4 protein-coding genes (1 of these 4 only partly in view) are annotated in these 18,531 nt (G+C 68.0%); 1 reads left to right on the forward strand and 3 read right to left on the reverse strand.

Annotation, left to right across the window (positions count from 1 at the left end):
- Positions 1-15,463, reverse strand: the beginning of a protein-coding gene (locus A5732_RS13245) for a non-ribosomal peptide synthetase (RefSeq protein WP_076102420.1). Its footprint begins 15,788 nt before the window's first position; only the first 15,463 of its 31,251 coding nucleotides appear in the window; its start codon is at positions 15,461-15,463; its stop codon lies beyond the left edge, outside the window.
- Positions 15,464-15,520: 57 nt separating this feature from the next.
- Positions 15,521-15,745 carry an MbtH family protein gene (locus A5732_RS13250; RefSeq protein WP_076053886.1) on the reverse strand — a complete coding sequence of 75 codons (225 nt, stop codon included), beginning with the start codon at positions 15,743-15,745 and terminating at the stop codon, positions 15,521-15,523.
- A gap of 1,205 nt (positions 15,746-16,950) precedes the next feature.
- On the opposite strand from A5732_RS13250, the gene A5732_RS13255 reads away from it, so the two are divergent.
- Positions 16,951-17,751 (forward strand): GAP family protein, encoded by an 801-nt coding sequence (locus tag A5732_RS13255; protein WP_076102421.1) that lies wholly within the window; start codon positions 16,951-16,953, stop codon positions 17,749-17,751.
- A gap of 10 nt (positions 17,752-17,761) precedes the next feature.
- Here A5732_RS13255 and A5732_RS13260 read toward each other — a convergent pair whose 3' ends face one another.
- On the reverse strand, positions 17,762-18,469 hold the full coding sequence (locus A5732_RS13260; protein WP_436971825.1) for an ANTAR domain-containing protein: 708 nt from the start codon (positions 18,467-18,469) through the stop codon (positions 17,762-17,764).
- Positions 18,470-18,531 lie beyond the last annotated feature (62 nt).

Genomic DNA, 18,531 nt, shown 5'->3' on the forward strand with positions numbered 1-18,531 from the left:
GGTCGAAGGTATAGCGGGCCGTGTCGCCGATCGCCTCTTCCAGATGCCTTTCCGACCAGCCGCCGGCGTCGACGACCTCCCAGCCGAAATCGGCCTTGTCCGCGGGGATTACCACCTGCTGCGGGGTTCCCTCGGGTGCCGCGAACAGCGTGCGCAGGCTCTCGTGGCGGGCCACCACGTCACCCAGCGCCGCACCGAGCGCGTCGGCGTCGAGCCGGCCGTCCAGCCGCAGCGCGGCCGCCATGTTGTAAACCGGTGAGGGACCTTGCAATTGATCGAGGAACCACAACCTGTTCTGCGCGAACGACAGCGGGATCACCGCCGGCCGCTCCCCGGCCGTCAACGGGTCCAGTCCGGTTCCGCCCTCGCCGATCCGGGGCGCCAGCTGGGCCACCGTGGGCGCCTCGAACACGACGCGCACCGCGAGGCCCGCGTCCAGGCTCGCGTTGATCGCGGCGATCAGGCGCATGGCGGAGATGCTGTCGCCGCCGAGGTCGAAGAAGGAGTCGTCGACGCCGACCCGTTCGACGTCGAGGATCTCGGCGTAGATGCCGGCCAAAATTTCCTCGGTGGGGGTTTCCGGGGCGCGGTATTCACCGGCGGCGTATTCGGGTGCCGGCAGCGCGCGGGTGTCGAGTTTGTCGTTGACGGTCAACGGAAGTGCGTCGAGTGTCATCACCGCGGCCGGGACCATGTAGGCGGGCAGCCGTTCGGACAGCGCGGTGCGCACCAGGCTCGCGTCGGCGCTGCCGGTGATGTAGCCGACGAGGCGCTTGTCACCGGGCCGGTCTTCGCGGGCGATGACGACCGCATGTTCGACGCCGTCGAGTCCGGCCAGCGCGGCCTGAATTTCGCCGAGTTCGATGCGGTAGCCGCGGACCTTGACCTGCTCGTCGGTGCGACCGAAGTACTGCAGTTGGCCGTCGGCGCCCCAGCGCACCAGGTCGCCCGTGCGGTACATGCGGGTGCCGGCTCCGCCGAACGGGCAGGCGACGAACCGCGACGCGGTAAGGCCGGGACGGCCGACATATCCAACGGCCACACCGGTTCCGGCGACGTACAGTTCCCCGACGACGCCGGGCGGCACCGGCCGCAACGACTCGTCGAGCACGAATAGCGCAGCCCCCGGCACCGGCGACCCGATCGGCACCGGCCCGTTGGCGGCCGAGCCGGGCGCCAAGGGCGCGCTGATGGTCACACACATGGTGGTCTCGGTCGGGCCGTAGCCGTTGATCATCAGCCGTCCCGGCGCCCACCGGTCCACCACCTCGGCCGGGCAGGCCTCGCCGGCCATCACCAGCGACACCGACTCCAGGCCCTCGGGCGCGAGCATCCCGAGCGCCGACGGGGTCTGGGTCAGCACGGTGACCTGCGCGTCGACCAGCAGCGCGTGGAAGTCCTTCGGCGAGTGAGCCACGGATTCGGGCACCACGACCAGCCGCCCGCCCCGCAGCAGCGGGGCGAAGATCTCAAACACCGAGACGTCGAACGCCAGCGAATGGCTGTGCGACCATACCCCCGGCGCCGGCAGGCCGGCGTCCAGCGATACGAGCAGCTGGGTCACGTTGCGGTGAGTGATGGCAACGCCTTTGGGGACACCGGTGGTACCCGAGGTGTAGATCAGGTAGGCGACACCGTCCGGCGTCGGCAGCGGCAGCGCCGTTTCGGGCAGGGCATCGATGCGTCGATCGTCGACGTCGATGACGGACACGTCATACCCCGCGAACCGCCCGGCCAGGTCGGCGGTGGTGACCGCGACGACCGGCTTGGCGTCACCGAGCATGAACTCGATCCGGGTGTCCGGCGAGGAGGGATCGATCGGCAGGTAGGCCGCCCCGGTCTTGAGCACCGCCAGGATCGACGCGATCGCCTCGGCCGAGCGCGAAAACAGCAGCGCCACAGTCTGTCCCGGACCGGCGCCCCGCTCCGCGAGGTAATGCGCCAACCGGTTCGACGCCTCGTCCAGCTCGCGGTAGGTCACCGACAGGCCCTGGCACACCAGCGAGACGGCGTCCGGCGCTGCGGCGACCTGGGTGGCGAACAGTTCGGGCACCGACGACGCGGGTGCGTTCGCCGATCCGGTCAGAACGTTGTTGTTCCCAAGCTCTTTCAGGCGGGCATGCTCGGCCTCGTCGAGCAGGTCCACCGACGACAGCAGGTGCGTGGGGTCGGCGGTCATCGCCGTCAACACCCGCTGCAACCGCGCGATCAGCGTCTCGATGGTGGCCGCGTCGAACACGTCGGTGCGGAATTCGACCCGCCCGCCGATGCCGGCGGCCTCACCGGCGGCGTTCTGACGCTCGGCGAGTGAGAACACCAGGTCCATCCGGGCCGACTGGTCCTCCACCGGCACGGATGTGACCTCGAGGTCGCCCAGCGCCAGACCGGCGGCCGGGTCGTCGTGGCCGGCGAAGTTCTGCCAGGCCAGCATCACCTGCACCAGCGGGTGATGCGTCAGGCTCCGGGTCGGGTTGACCCGCTCCACCAGCACCTCGAATGGCACGTCCTGGTGCTCGAACGCCGCCAGGCTGCGCGCCCGTACGCGCTCCAGCAGTTCGGCGAAGCTGGGGTCACCGGCCACGTCGACGCGCAGCACCAGGGTGTTGACGAAGAACCCGACCAGCTGGTCGAGGGCGGGGTCGCGGCGCCCGGCGATCGGGAAGCCCACCGCCACATCGGAACTCGCGCCGATCTTGGACAGCAGCACCGCCAGGGCGGCCTGCACCACCATGAAGCTGGTCGCGTTGTGCTCGCGCGCCAGTCGGCGCACCTGCTCCTGCAGCTCGGCCGGCCAGTCCACGACCACGCTGTCGCCGCGCTGATCGGCCACCCGCGGGTAGGGCCGATCGGTGGGCAACTGCAGCCGTTCGGGCATGCCGACCAGCGCCTGCTCCCAGTAGGCCAGCTGGGTGCCGATGCGGCTGGCGCTGTCGTCGAGGTCACCGAATTGGGCCCGCTGCCACAGCGTGTAATCGATGTACTGCACCGCCAATTCGGCCCATCCGGGGGCCTGCCCGGCGCACCGGCTGGTGTAGGCCGCGCTCAAGTCGGCGCCCAGCGGAGTCAGCGACAGGCCGTCCGCGGCGATGTGGTGTACCACGATCACCAGCACATGCTCGTCCTTGGCAACCGCGAAAAGCTGTGCCCGCATGGGGATTTCGGCTGCCAGATCGAAGGTGTAGCGGGTCGCCGCCTTGATGGCGTCGTTTAGCTGGCCGGCCGACCATGCGGTGGCATCGACGACGTCCCAGCCGAATTCGGCGCTCTCGACGGGCACCACCACCTGCTGGGGGGTGCCCTCGTGCGCCGGGAACAGGGTGCGCAGGCTTTCGTGGCGACCCACCACGTCGGCCAGCGCAGCGCCGAGGGCCTCGGTGTCGAGCTGCCCGCGCAGCCGCAGCGCGGCCGCCATGTTGTACAGCGGTGAGGGGCCCTGGAATTGGTCGATGAACCACAGCCGGTTCTGCGCGAACGACAACGGAACCACCGCGGGCCGCTCTCCGGCCACCAGCGGCTCCAGGCCGCCCGCGCTCTCCGCGACGCGCGGGGCAAGCTGCGCGACGGTGGGCGCCTCGAAGACGACGCGCACCGGAAGGTCGCTTTCCAGCGCGGCATTGATCGCGGTGACCAGGCGCATGGTGGACAGCGAATCGCCACCCAGGTCGAAGAACGAGTCGTCGACGCCGACGCGTTCGACATTGAGAACCTGGGCGTAGATGCCGACCAGGATTTCCTCGACCGCGGTGCTCGGGGCGCGGTAGTTGTCGACGGCCCGGTAATCGGGTGCCGGCAGGGCGCGGGCGTCGAGCTTGCCGTTGACCGTGACCGGCAGCGCGTCGAGCACCACCACCGCCGCCGGAACCATGTAGGCAGGGAGCCGCTCGGCCAGCGCGGCGCGCGCCGGGCCGGGAGCCGCCGACCCGGTGACGTAACCCACCAGGCGCTTGTCGCCGGGGCGGTCCTCCCGGGCGACGACGACGGCCTGCTCGACGCCGTCGAGCGCGGACAGCGCGGCCTGGATTTCGCCGAGTTCGATGCGGTAGCCGCGGACCTTGACCTGCTCGTCGGCGCGGCCGAAGTAGCGCAGCTGTCCGTCCGGGCCCCAGCAGACGAGGTCGCCGGTGCGGTACATGCGGGTGCCGGGTTCGCCGAACGGGCAGGCCATGAACCGCGACGCGGTCAGCCCGGGGCGACGCCAGTACCCGACGCCGACGCCCTGGCCGGCCAGGTAGAGCTCGCCCACCACGCCGGCGGGCACCGGGCGCAGCCACTCGTCCAGCACGAAGAACGCCGCGCGCGTCACGGGCGACCCGATCGGCGGGAATCCCGACCCGGCCTGCAGCGGCGTGCTCTTGCAGGCCCACATCGTGGTCTCGGTCGGGCCGTAGACATTGACCATCACGCGGTCCGGCGCCCAGCGGTCAACCAGCTCCGGCGGGCAGGGCTCCGCGCCGATCACCAGCGACATCCCGTCCAGGCCGTCGGTGGGCAACAGCCCCACGGCCGAGGGGGTTTGGGTCAGCACCGTGACGCCCTCGCGGACCAGCAGGGCGTGGAACTCCTCGGGTGAACGCGACACCGAATCGGGCACCACGACCAGCCGCCCGCCGTGCAGCAGCGCGCCCCAGATCTCCCACACCGAGAAGTCGAAGGCATACGAGTGGAACTGGGTCCACACCTGGTCGGCCGACAGGGCGAAACCGAGGCGCAGGTCGTCGAACAGCTGCGCGACGTTGTGTTGGGTTACCGCAACACCTTTGGGCACACCGGTGGTGCCGGAGGTGTAGATGATGTGGGCCAGGTCGGTGGGCGCCGGTGCGGGCGGCGCGGTGCTGGGCTGCGTCGCGACCGCGGGATCGGCCACCTCGACGACGATCAGGTCGAAGCCGTCGAACCTGCCGGCCAGCTCGGCCGTGGTGACCGCGGCCATCGGCGCGGCGTCGGTCAGCATGAACTCGACACGGGTGGCCGGCAGCGCGGGGTCGATCGGCAGGTACGCCGCCCCGGACTTGAGCACCGCCAGGATCGACACGATCGCCTCGGCCGAACGCGAAAACAGCAGCGCGACAGACTCTCCCGGGCCGGCGCCGCGGTCGACCAGGACGTGCGCCAATCGGTTGGCGGCTTCGTCGAGCTCGCGGTACGTCATCGACCGGTCCTGGAACGTCAGCGCCACCGCGTCCGGAGTGCGCGCCGCCTGCGCGGCGAACAGCCCCGCGACCGTCACGGGTTCCATCGGCTCGGAAAGGATGGCCTCGTTGCCCCACTTCGCCAACCGGGCGTGCTCGGCGGAATCCAGCAGATCCACCGAGGACAACCGCCGCTCGGGCTCGGCGGTGACCGCCGTCAACAGTCGTTGCAGCCGTTCGATCATCGCCTCGACGGTGTCCGCATTGAACACGTCGGTGCGGTACTCGGCCGTGACGGCGATGCCGGCGCGCTGACCGGATTCGGTGAACCGTTCGGCCAGCGAGAACGTCAGGTCCATGCGGGCGGTGTCGGTGTGCAGAGGCATGGGTGTGACCTGCAGGTCGCCCAGTGCCAGCCCGGCCGCGGGGGTGCTGACCTCCCCGGGGAAGTTCTCCCAGCCCAACAGGACCTGAATCAGCGGGTGATGGGTCATGCTTCGAGTCGGGTTGAGCCGCTCCACGAGCAGTTCGAAGGGCACGTCCTGGTGTTCGAAGGCCGCCAGGCTGCGCTGGCGCACCTGGGCCAGCAACTCGGCGAAGGTGGGGTCCCCGGCGACGTCGACGCGCAGCACCAGGGTGTTGACGAAGAACCCGATCAGCTCGTCGAGCGCGGGCTCGGGGCGCCCGGCGATCGGGAAGCCCACTGCCACATCGTCACTGGCGCTCATCTTGGACAGCAGCGCGGCGAACGCGGCCTGGATCACCATGAAGCTGGTCGCGTTGTGCTCGCGCGCCACCCGGCGCAGCTGCTGCTGTAGCTCGGCCGGCCAGTCCACCGCCAGCCGGGCGCCGCGGTGGTCGGCGACTGGCGGGTAGGGCCGGTCGGTGGGCAGCTGCAGCCGTTCGGGCAGCCCGGCCAGGGCGCCCGCCCAGAAGTCGAGCTGCGCGGCGATGCGGCTGCCGCTGTCTTCCACGTCGCCCAGATACGCCCGCTGCCAGAGCGTGTAGTCGACGTACTGCACCGCCAGCGGTGCCCAGTCGGGGGCGTGCCCGTCGCACCGGCTGGCGTATGCCACGCCCAGGTCGCGCGCGAACGGCGTGATCGACCAGCCGTCCGCGGCGATGTGGTGCACGGCGACCACCAACATGTGTTCGTCGTCGTTGACGGTGAAAAGCTCTGTGTGTAATGGGCTTTCGCTCGACAGGTCGAACGCGTACTGGGCCGCTGCCGCCATGCGCTCACGCACCCGGTCCTGCGGCCAGCCGCGGGCATCGATGACCTCGCAGGCGAAGCCGATCTGCTCGGCGGGAACCACCACCTGCTGTGGGATTCCGTCGGCTGCCGCGAACACCGTGCGCAGGCTCTCGTGGCGGCCGACCACATCGGCCAGCGCCGCGGCCAGCGCGTCCGCGTCAAGTTCCCCGCGTAACCGCAACGCAACGGTGACGTTGTAAATCGGTGAGGGCCCTTGGAATTGGTCGATGAACCACAGTCGCGTCTGGGCGAACGACAGCGGAATTACCGCCGGGCGCTCCCCCGCCACCAACGGCTCCGGCCGATCACCGTCGCCGCTTGCCAGGAGCGCCAGCTCGGCCGCGGTCGGCGCCTCGAACACGGCGCGCACGCTGAGATCCGAGTTCATGCTGGTGTTCACGGCGGCGATCAAGCGCATCGCCGACAGGGAATCGCCACCCAGGTCGAAGAACGAGTCGTCGACGCCCACCCGCTCCACGCCGAGCACCTGGGCGTAGATGCCCACCAGGATCTCCTCGGCCGCGGTGGCCGGGGCGCGATAACGGTCCACGTCCTGGTATTCCGGTTCCGGCAGGGCCTTGCGGTCGAGCTTGCCCGATGAGGTCATCGGGAATTCCTCCAGCGCCACGATGTGCGTGGGCACCATGTATTCCGGCAGCCACGCGCTCAGCCGCTCGCGTACCTCGCCGACCTTGGTGTTGGTGCGCGGGTCGTTGGCGTGGCTAGTGCGCCGCCGCATTCCGGTGGGCGGCAAGTAGAGATCTGTCAGGGGCGTGGTATCGGCGGCACCGACGAAAACGGCGCTCAGAGTGCCGGATTGGGCGCCCCAGGTCACCGCGACGCGATACCCGAGCGACTCGCCGATGCGGTGCACCTCTTCGGCGACGGCGGTGTCGGAGACGGAGTCGGCTTGGGCGAGCGCGTCGGCCACGGGTTGCCCCTTGGCGAGCGCTGCTTCGACGCGGACGTCGGCGATGACGCCAGCGTGCGGGATGTCGGTGACGCGGACGACGGCGGGCCGTTGGGACGCCAACACGTCGCGCAGCCCGTCCAAACCCGCGCATTCGGTCCACGACCAGGTGGGTGCGTCGGCGACGGAGCGCACGGGCGCCGGCGCTTTGCGGATGACGACGTCGTAGCGGTACCGGTTCAATTCGTTGTCGGCGAATCCACGTTTGACTTGGATGTCGACGCCACCGGCCGATGGGCAGTTGACAGCCCAGGTGGTGAAAAATTCGGGGGCCAAGAGCAATTCGGTCTCACCGAGCATGGCGTGGCGCACCCGCTTGCGGAGTTCCGCGGCCTCGGTGGCGGAGGTGCCGCCGCGCGCCAGCGCGATCGCGGTCTGGAACGCGCCCTGCAGGCTGTGGTTCCGGATGTCACCGATGAAGACCGAGCCGCCCGGGGCCAGCAGGTCCATGGCCTTGTCGATGACATCGGCCAGGTATCCCGCGTTGGGGAAGTACTGAACGACCGAGTTCAGGATGATCGTGTCGAAATGGCCGTGCGGCAGCCCGTCGGTGATATGGGCCGGTTGGGTTCGCAGCTCGACCCGGTCACGCCACGGCAACCGCAGCCGCTCCATCGATTGGGCCAGGTTCTCGATTGCCACCGGCGAGAAATCGGTGGCCACATACTCATCGGACTGCGGGGCGATCTGCGACAGCAGCAACCCCGAGCCCGCACCGATCTCGAGGACACGCCGCGGCCGCAGGGCGGTGATCCGGTCCACGGTGGCGGCGCGCCACTCGACCATCTCCTCGAGCGGGATGGCGTCGCCGGTGAAGCTGCTGTTCCAGCCGCGGAAGTCCTCGCCGAAGCCGGACTCGAGGTCGGCGCCGTAGAGGTCGTCGTAAAGCTGTTGCCACTCTTCGACGTTGTCCTCGTCGTGGTCGGCGCTGATGGTGTGGTCGAGCGTGATGTAGGCGACCAGGTGGGAACCGGTGCCGCCGTCGCGCACCGTGACGGCGGCCTGGGTGACCTGCGGGCAGGCCAGCAAGGTGTTCTCGATCTCGCCAAGCTCGATGCGCTGGCCGCGCAGCTTGATCTGGCTGTCTGCGCGACCGACGAAGTCCAAGTCGCCTTCGCGCGTCCAGCGCACCAGGTCTCCGGTGCGGTACATGCGCTCACCTGGAGCGCCAAAGGGGTTGGCCACGAATCGTTCCGCGGTCAGGTCCACCCGCCCCAGGTAGCCGTGCCCCAGCGCCGGCCCGCTCACATACAGGTCGCCCACCACGCCGACCGGAACCGGCTTCAGCCAGGCGTCGAGCACGACCGCGCACACCCCCGGAAGCGGGGTGCCGATGCGAACCGGGCCGTCGGCCGACAGCGGCGCGCTGGAGGTGACCCACACGGTGGTCTCGCTCGGGCCGTAGACGTTGAACATCCGCCGCCCGGGCGCCCACGCGGCGACCAGTTCCTTGGGGCAGGCCTCGCCCCCGATCATCAGCTTGTCGAAGCCGGGCAGCCGGGCGCGATCCAGCGACGACAGCACCGTTGGAGTCAGGAATGCCGCGTTGACCCGCTGGCTCTGCAGCAAGGCGGTCAGCGGCTCGCCGGCGTACACCTGTGGCGGTGCCACCACCACCGCGGCCCCCGACGCGGCGGCCATCGACATTTCGCCGATCGACGCGTCGAAGGTCGGCGAGGCCACCATCAGCACCCGCGTGTCGGTGTCCAAGCCGGACGACTTGCATTGCGCCGCAGCCCATCCCAGCAGACCTGCATGGCTCACCAGCACACCCTTGGGCGTGCCGGTGGAACCCGATGTGAAGATTACGTAGGCGGAGTCGTGCGCGGTCAGGGGTGTCAGACGGTCGGCGTCGGTGATCGCCGCCGCGCTGTGCGCGGACAGGTCCAGTCCGTCGATCCGCACGACCGGGCGCGACCCGGCGCCGGCGACCTCGTCGGTGCCACGCGTCAGCACGCACACCGCGTCAACGGAGTTCAGCACGGAGGCGACGCGGTCGACAGGATGGTCGAGGTCCACCGGAGCGTGGATGCCACCTGCCTTGACCACGGCCCACCACGCGACCACCAGTTCGGCGCACCGGCCCATCGCCACGCCGACGGCGCGCTCCGGACCGACGCCCGCGTCGATCAGCTTGCGCGCCAGCCGCGTCGACCATTCGTCGAGTTCGCGGTACGACAGTTCCCGATCACCGTCGACCACCGCCGTCGCGTTGGGGGCGGTCGCGAGCGCCGTGGCCAAGAGCTGCGGAGCCACCCCGATCGGCCCGGTGACACCGGCGCCCGACAACTGCGAGAGCACCAGCTCGCGCTCATTGCGATCCAGCAGCTCGACCGTCGACAGGCGCTGAGTGGGATCGGTGGTCATCGCCGCCAGCACGCGCTGGAATCGGTCCAGCAGCGAGGCGATTCCGGCGGTGTCGAAGACCTCGGCGTCGTATTCGACGTGCAGGCCGAGCTCGCTGCCGGGCAGCGCCTCCACTGTCAGTGGGTAGTGGTTGTACTCGCGGTTGGTGATCTCGGCGATGGCCAGCCCGTCGGCACCCAGCGTCATGCCGTCTTCGACGGGATAGTTCTCGTACACGAACAGCGTGTCGAAGAGTTGGTCGTGACCGGTGACGCGGTGAATCTCGCTGAGCGCCAGGTGCTGATGCTCGAGCGCGTCGTTGTGGCTGTTCTGCAACTGGGCCAGCAGCTCCGCAGTGGTGGTCGTCGGGCTGATGTTGGCGCGCACCGGCACCGTGTTGATCAACAATCCCACCATGGATTCGGCGTCGTCGACCTCCAACTGGCCGACGCGGGACCGCGGGGTGCCGAAGACGACGTCGTGCTGACCGGTCAGCGACGTCAGCACCACCGCCCAGGCGGCCTGCAGAACGGTGCTGACGGTGGTGTGGCAGGAGCGCGCCAGCTCGGTGAGCGCCTTGGTGGTTTGCTCAGGCACGGAGGACTTTTCGAAGCCGCGGCTGCCCTGTCCCAATCGGCCATCCGGCGCGACCAGGGTGGGGGTTTCGAAGCCGTGCAGCACCTCACCCCAGGCCTCGCGGGCGGCGTCGAGATCGCGAGCGGCCAGCCAGGTGAGGAACGCCCGGTAGGAACCGGCGGCGGGCAGCCGCTGGCCGTAGTAACTGGTGAAGATCTCGCGCAGCAGGATCGGCAACGACCAGCCGTCGAGCAGGATGTGGTGATTGGTCAGCAAGAACCGGTGCCGGCGGTCCGCGCTGCGGATCAGCGCCACCCGGAATGCCGGCTGGCCGGCGAGGTCGCGCACCGCGGCCCGCTCGGAAACGCACAGCTGCTCGATCATCCGGCCGGCTTCGGCCTCGTCGGTGCCGGCGAGATCGAGGTATCGCCACGCGACGACGGGATCGGCAGGGATGACCTGCACCGGCTCTTCGTATTGTTCGCAGAACAGGGCCGCCAGGTGCGGGTGCCGGTTGACGACGGTGTGCACCGCGTCGCGCAGGCGGTCCGGGTCCAGCGGTCCGGTCAGCGTGAAATCCAGTTGCACCGCGTACATGTCGTCGCTGCCCTGCGCGGTGCTGGAGTGGAACAGCAATCCCTGCTGCAGCGGGGTCAACGGCAGGATGTCTGCGACGTGGTGCTGGCGTTGCAACTCGTCGATCTGCTGCTGGCTCAAGCGGGCAGGCGCGATGTCCGACGGGGTCAATCCGCCCCCACCGGCACGCACGTGCGCGCACACACCGGCCAGCGCCTCGAACCACAGCCGGCTCAGCCGGGTTATCTGGCTTGCGTCGAGAACCGAAGTCGCCCAAGTCCATTCGGCATGCAGGTGTGGGCCCGTGGCGGTGTCGATGGTGCCGGCGTTGACCTCGACGGTGTGCATCAGCGGCATGTGCACCGCCGCGGCGGCGCCGATCAGGGACAGCCCGTCTTGGCTGATCCGCCAACCCTCCCCCGCCGAATCTGACGCTGCGCCTTGACGTCCCAGGTAGTTGAAGGCGATCGACGGGTCGGGCCCGGTCAGCTCGACCTCGTTGTTGAGATAGCGCAGCAGCCCATAGGTCATCGGATCCGGCAGGGCCCGCAGCTGCTCCTTGGCGTGTTTGATCACCGGGCCCAGCGCCGGGTCGCCAGCCGTCACCTGGGCCCAGCTCAGCCCGGCCACGCCCAGCGACACCGGGTACTTGGTGGTGAACCAGCCGACGGTGCGGGACAGGTCGACGTCCGAACCTAGTTCCTCGTGGCGCCCGTGGCCCTCGACGTCGATACCGATCGAATCGGTTGCCTCACCTAGGAATTCGGCCCAGGCCAGGCCGAACGCGATCAACAGGATGTCCTGGATGCCGGCGTGGAACGCCGTGGGTACGTCACCGATCAGCGCCTCGGTGGTCTCGGCATCGAGCTGCAACGACAAGCGCCCCGCGGATGCGTAGGTATCAAGCTCGGCATCGGCCGCGGGCAGGGCGGCGGGAGTCGCCGACACCTTCTTCCAGGCGCCCAGCTGGCTTACGACGTTGGGACGGTGGGCGTGGTCGGCCAGCAGCGTCGACCACCGGGCAAAGGACGTGCCCGTCGGCGGCAGCTCCACCGGTTGCCCCGCGCTCTGCAGCGCCCAGGCAATGTTGAGGTCCTCCAACAGGATCCACCACGACACCGCGTCGACGGCCAGGTGGTGAATGATCACAGTCAGCTGACCGGTGGTCTCGACCCACAGCGCGCTCAGCATCGCCCCGGCGGCCGGGTTCAACCGCGACCGCGCCTCCAGCAGCACCTTGTCGTTCAATTCGTCCACCGATTGCAGGCAATCGGTGGCCCGCACCGACCCCGGTTCGGGTACCTGCAGGGACCAGCCGCCGGCTTCGTCGTCGTCGACGCGCAGCCGCAGCATGGCGTGCCGATCCACTAAGGCCTGCAACACGATTGCGACGTCGGCCTCGGTCACCCCGGCGGGGGCCTGAACCATCACGGTCTGGTTGAACTCGTCGATCGGACCGCCGGCGCTTTCGATGCCCTGCAGCCACCGCATGATCGGGGTGGCCAGCACCGGGCCGACACCCTCGTCGACCTCACGGGCTGCCCCGTCGGCGACGCCGGCCACCCGGGCCAGCCGGGCCACGGTCTGTTCGACGAACACGTCTCGCGGCCGGCACGTCAGCCCGGCGGTGCGCGCTCGCGCCACCACTTGCAGCGACATGATGCTGTCGCCGCCGAGCTCGAAGAACGACTCGTCGACGCCGACGCGGTCCACACCGAGCACCTCGGCGTAGATGCCGGCCAGGATCTCCTCAATCGCGTTGCCGGGGGCGCGATACTCGCGTGCGGTGTACTCGGGCGCCGGCAGCGCGCGGGTGTCCAGCTTGCCGTTGACCGTCAGGGGCAGCGCCTCGAGTGCCACGACCGCGGTCGGCACCATGTGGGCCGGAAGCCGTTCGGCCAGCGCGGCGCGCGCCTGGGCCGGGTCGGCGGTCCCCGTGACGTACCCGACCAGACGTTTGTCGCCCGGACGGTCTTCGCGGGCGATCGCCACGGCCTGGTCGACACCGTCGAGGGCGGCCAGCGCGGCCTGGACCTCGCCGAGTTCGATGCGGTAGCCGCGAATCTTGACCTGCTCGTCGGCGCGGCCCAGATACTGCAGCTGGCCATCGGGGCCCCAGGACGCGAGGTCGCCGGTGCGGTACATGCGTGCACCCGGCTCGCCGAACGGGCACGCCACGAACCGCGACGCCGTCAGCCCGGATCGGCCGACGTAGCCACCGGCCACTCCGGCGCCGGCCACGTACAGCTCGCCGACCACTCCGGGTGGTAATGGTCGCAACCAGCCGTCGAGGACGAACAGGGCCGCGGCGGGGACCGGGGAACCGATGGGCGGCACGCCGGATCCCGCCGCCAGCGGCGCACTGATCGCGACACACATCGTTGTTTCGGTGGGGCCGTAGGCGTTGACCATCACCCGTCCGGGCGCCCACTGATCGACGACCTCGGGCGGGCAGGCCTCGCCGACCACCGCCAGCGCCACGGACTCCAGGCCCTCGCGCGGCAGCATCGCGACCGCCGACGGCGTCTGGGTCAGGACGCTGACTTCCTCGGCCACCAGGACGTCGTGGAGTTCTTCGGGCGATCGGGTTATGTCCTCAGGCACCACCACCACGCGTCCGCCGCGCAGCAGCGCGCCGAATATCTCCCACACCGAAACGTCGAATGCATACGAATGACACTGCGACCACACCCCTTCAGCCGGCAGGCCCGCATCCAGCGAGCTCATCAGCTGAGTGACATTGCGATGAGTCACCGCAACGCCTTTGGGTACGCCGGTGGTTCCCGAGGTGTAGATCAGGTAGGCGATATCGGCAGGATTGGGAATCGGCAGTGCCGTGGCAGGCTGGGCATCGATCCCAGGATCGGCGGTGTCGATGACGGTCAGGCCGTGGCCGTCGAACCGTTCCGCCAGTTCCCCGGCCGTCACAGCGGCGACCGGCCGAGAATCAGCAAGCATGAATTCGATCCGCGCCTTAGGCGACGAGGGATCGATGGGCAGATACGCGGCCCCGGTCTTGAGCACCGCCAAGATCGACGCGACGGCTTCGGCCGACCTCGAAAACAGCAGCGCCACAGTCTGTCCCGGACCCGCGCCGTGGGTCAGCAGGCAATGCGCCAACCGGTTCGACGCCTCGTCAAGCTCCCGGTACGTCACCGACACGCCCTCGCACACCAGCGCCACGGCGTCGGGCACGCGGGCCACCTGCGTGGCGAACAACTCCGGTACCGACATCGGCGAATTCACCGGCTCGGTCAAAACCCCAGTGTTTCCAACCTCTTCCAGGTGGGCATGCTCATCCGCATGCAGCACGTCCAACGACGACAAGTGCCCTTCGGGATGGGCCACCATCGCCGCCAGGATCCGCTCCAGCCGTTCCCGCAGGTCCGAAACATCGAAGTTCGAGAACGGTTGCCCCGTACCGACGGTGCTCAGGAACTGCTGGTCGCCGAATCCGAGGAAGAACAGCCCGAAGTGGCCCACCGGGCCATAGCTGGTGTATTTCGCCGTGGCAGGCACGCCGCCGAGACTGAGCGTAAGGCGGGCCGGGACGAAGTTGACGACGACACGGTTGGGCGCCTGCCTCGGACCGCTGAAGTCTCCTTCGCCGTCGAGCGTGCGTGTTGGAAATTGTTGGTGCCGCAAAGCTTCTCGTGATCGCGTATCGACGTGCTGGCAGAACTCGGCGAACGTCGTGTCCGGCGCAGCATTCAACACAAGTGGCACAACCCCGGCCAGCATGCCGGGATGGGTCTTCGACTCCGGATCGACTCGCCGGCTGACCGGGAAGTCGAGCACGACCTCGTCCGAGCCGTCGGCGGACCAGCCGCGCACCAGAAGAGCGCAGGCGGCCGTCAGAACCGATGACCGACGGACGCCCAGCGCCTTGGAGAGCTCTTTGAGCTTGCCGACCACCGACCGATCCAGTTGCACTGGCGGAGAGGGTGAATACGGGTCACGGCCATCGTCGGCCGCGGTCGTCGGATAGGCCGCCGTGTCGCCCTGGGGGCGGTGCGCGGTCCAATATTCTTGATCCTCAACGAATTTGGGCGATGCCTCGTATTCCAACTCGCCACTGACGAGGTCGTGCAGCGAGCCGAAGAACGCGGGCGGAATCGGTTTCCCGGATGCGAGCGCGGAGTAAATGGCCGCGATCCGCCGGCCGATCAGCGCAATGCCCATCCCGTCGATGGCGATGTGGTGGCAGGTCGTGAACCAGTAGTACTCCTCCGGCGCGGTCCGGAATAAAGCGAATTTGATCATCGGGCCGGTGAGTGGCATCGGCGTGTTCTGAATCGATGAAGCCGTTTCACGAACTTCCCGCTCGGGATCACGCGACTCGGTCAAATCGTAGAAGACAAGATCGACATCGTCGTATTCGACGGCCCTCTGGAAGACCTGGCCATCGGCCTCGAAGAACGAAGCCCTTAGGCTCTCAGCCTCATTCACCACGTGTCGCATAGCTTGATGCAACAAATTGGTGTCTATTGCGCCTTCAATGTGTACGAGCACACCCAACTGCCAGGCCACATCGAAATGGCCCGTTTGCTGCGCCAGCCAGATATCCAGTTGACCCCGCGTTACAGAAAGTGCCCGGTCAGCACGCTCCACTACACGCCCCCCCACTAAAAGTTTGACCCCGAAACCCTTCTTACCGACATTTGTCTATCAATCGGAAACCGGCGCGTTCAGCGTGTCGCGCAAACTTTTCGCCCGTATATCGGGCCAGGCTTCATCGATGTAGTGCAGGCATGTGGCGCGGTCGGCTTCTCCAAAAACTACTCTCCAACCGGCAGGAATAACAGTGAATGTTGGCCAAAGACTGTGTTGTTCTTCATTATTGACCAAGACGAAAAAACGGCCATTGTCGTCATCGAACGGATTGAGCGGCATACGGATGGACCCCTTTACATCAACGAAAATTTACAACTCACGCTGCGCGCAACGCGAGCGTCCTTGCAGCGCAAGAGGATTGAGCCGTTAGGCCCGGCCAGCATGACGACCGGCCCACCCACCGGATATCAGCGCCGGCGGGCTCGGTCGTGAGGGTGTGGCGCCGCGACGCGATCGTCGCGGTACCCATTTCGGCCCCGCGCCGACAGCCGTTGTTACCGAGCAGCGCAACCGGCGCGCGCTTGCACTACGACTATCGACGTCGCGATCCACGATCGCCGGATACCCAGCAGTCCTATCCCGAAACATCTGAATTCCGTTCTTAGATAACCCGATCCGCGCCAAATTCTACTCGTGCACAGTTGCGTGGCCGTGCAGCAAAAGACCGTGTTGTGCAGGTGTTGCATTTATCACTGCCCGGCACGCGCGTCTAACGCTTGCGCGGCCGGTCAGGCCCCTCGACGTTGGCCGTTTGCCCAAGTCGACAGGCAAAGCGCGCCCGGACGATCACCCAATCTTTGCTTCTGACTTTCGGTTTCACCCGGAGCGCACGGCGGTCGCCTGGCGGCGCCACCGAGCGCAGTCCCGCAAAGGCGTCACTAAATGGCCCCTAGCAGCGCATTCACGGATATGCTGTACAAGCCTAGCGTCGATCGCGCTGATGTCGAATCTCACACGCACACCATGCGAAAACGTATGGACGCTTGCTATACGAAGGCCCATGTTATGGCCTCAGTCCGCGCAGAACCTTTCCGCCAGTAGCTATCAACAGCTGGTGTGTCACGGCGATGCGTTAGGGCCGGGCAGCCGCGCCCGTCGGGTTGCGTCGAGCGCGCGGTGCCGCTGGCTACGTTTGCCGCTCGCCTGCCGCCGGCACGCGGCCAGGCCGTCACGCAGGCACGTTGTGATTGATCTCACGCACCCATAACGGGCACGAAGTTCGCCAGCGCACGTGTATGGCGCGCGCCGGCTAACGCTGCTACCCCAAAACCGTTGGCATAAGCCGCAGAATCAACGCCCGGCAGATCCGCGCCCTCACCTGCGCCGCTGCGCGTGCGTCGGCGCAGCCCGAATCCGTTGGACACGATCGAGTTTCGGCGCACACAGCTGATTCATAGCCCACTTTGCCGAACGGAATTTTTCAGGTTCTCGCGAGTGATTCGGCGGCGTTTAGACCCCACCACTCGCGGGTAGAGCCTCGAACCATGTGGGGGTCAGTGCTGGGCTTGGGGATCTTGGCCGCGCTCAATCCTGTCCGTCTCGGGCTCGCGCTGCTGATGATTTCTCGGCCACGGCCCGGCCCGAGTCTGCTCGCGTACTGGCTCGGCGGGTTGACGGTGTGCATTCCCGAGTTGCTCATCCCACTGATGCTGCTGAACCTCACCCCGATGTTCGGACATGTTGCGCACGGTTCGGCGGCCCCGTCCACGAGCTCGACCCTCGGCAAGATCCAAATCGGGCTCGGCGTGGTCGGCTTGTCGATCGCCGCCGTGATGGCGGTGCGTTTCCTTACCCGTCGACGGACGCCGACGCCGCAACCCGCGCCCGAGGACGAGCGCTCTCGGGAACTGTCGATGGTCTCGGGTGCACCGATCGCGATGCCGCGGCTGCTGACCCGGGTCCCGGATGAGTCCACCGAGAACCCATCGCCATTCCGGCGTCTGCTCGGCCGCATTCACAACGCGTGGGAGAGCGGCTCCTCGTGGGTCGCGTGGGTAATCGGCATCATCTCGGTGCCGGTCGACGGCGTCCTGTTCATCGTCGCGATCATCGCGGCCTCGGGTGCATCCGTCACCGCGCAGGCCAGCGCTTCCGTCGCGTTCATCATCCTGATGTACGCCGTGGTCGAGGTCATCCTCGTCGGCTACGTGGTCACGCCGGCGAAAACTCAATCCCTCTTGCTCGTGCTGCACGACTGGGTGCGGACCTACCACCGGCAAATTTTGGTTGCCCTGTTCACGGTGGTCGGGGTGTCACAGCTGGCCCAGGGTCTGCACATCCTCTGAAGCGGGGGCCTCAGCCCGAGCGCGGCGGGCGCTCCGCCTGGACCAGGTTGCGGGCGATCTCCTCGACCCGGGTGTTGGTCTCCTGCGAGAGCCTGGTCAGCAGGCCGAACGCTCGATCGGCGTCGACGTTGAATCGCTCCATCAGCATCCCCTTGGCCTGGCCGATCATGTCTCGGGTCGCGATGGCGCGCATCAGTTGCCTGTTCTCCGTGGCCAGCGCCTGCTGGCGCCGGCGGTATTGGGTGGATTCCACGGCGCTGACGGCGTCGAGGGTGTGCAGCAGGTCCGCCGGATCCCAGGCGACACCGTGATCGACGTCGCGCGCCACCTCGTCGAGAAGTTGCCTGCTTTGCGAGACTTCCTTGACCGTGTGCACCACGCCCACCAGCTCGCCGTGATCGAGCAACGGGGAGTTGGTGGGGCTCCACACCTTCGGCAGGAATTCGTCGGGGGCGGCGGGATCGGGAATGTCATACCGCTGCATCCGCATCATGTGGGGATTGCCGCTGCGCATCGCGGTCTCCAGCGACGAGGCGAGCTTCGCCGTGCCGTCGGCGTGCGGATCCTTCGGGTTGTCCGGAAAGGCGTCGAAGAGGTATTGCCCGGGAAGTTCGCCATGCTCGCGAAGCGTGACGCGCTCGTAGTCTTTGCTTGCCGCGCGTATCCGCAAATCGCGATCGAGAAGCAGGCAACACACGCCCGATGCCCCTTGGACCATTTCTCGGGCGATCACTTCGAACCGATCGTGGCTGCGCACAGTGGGAATCGCTTACCCGTTTG

It is taken from the genome of Mycobacterium colombiense (assembly GCF_001953985.1).
GTDB lineage: Bacteria > Actinomycetota > Actinomycetes > Mycobacteriales > Mycobacteriaceae > Mycobacterium > Mycobacterium colombiense_B.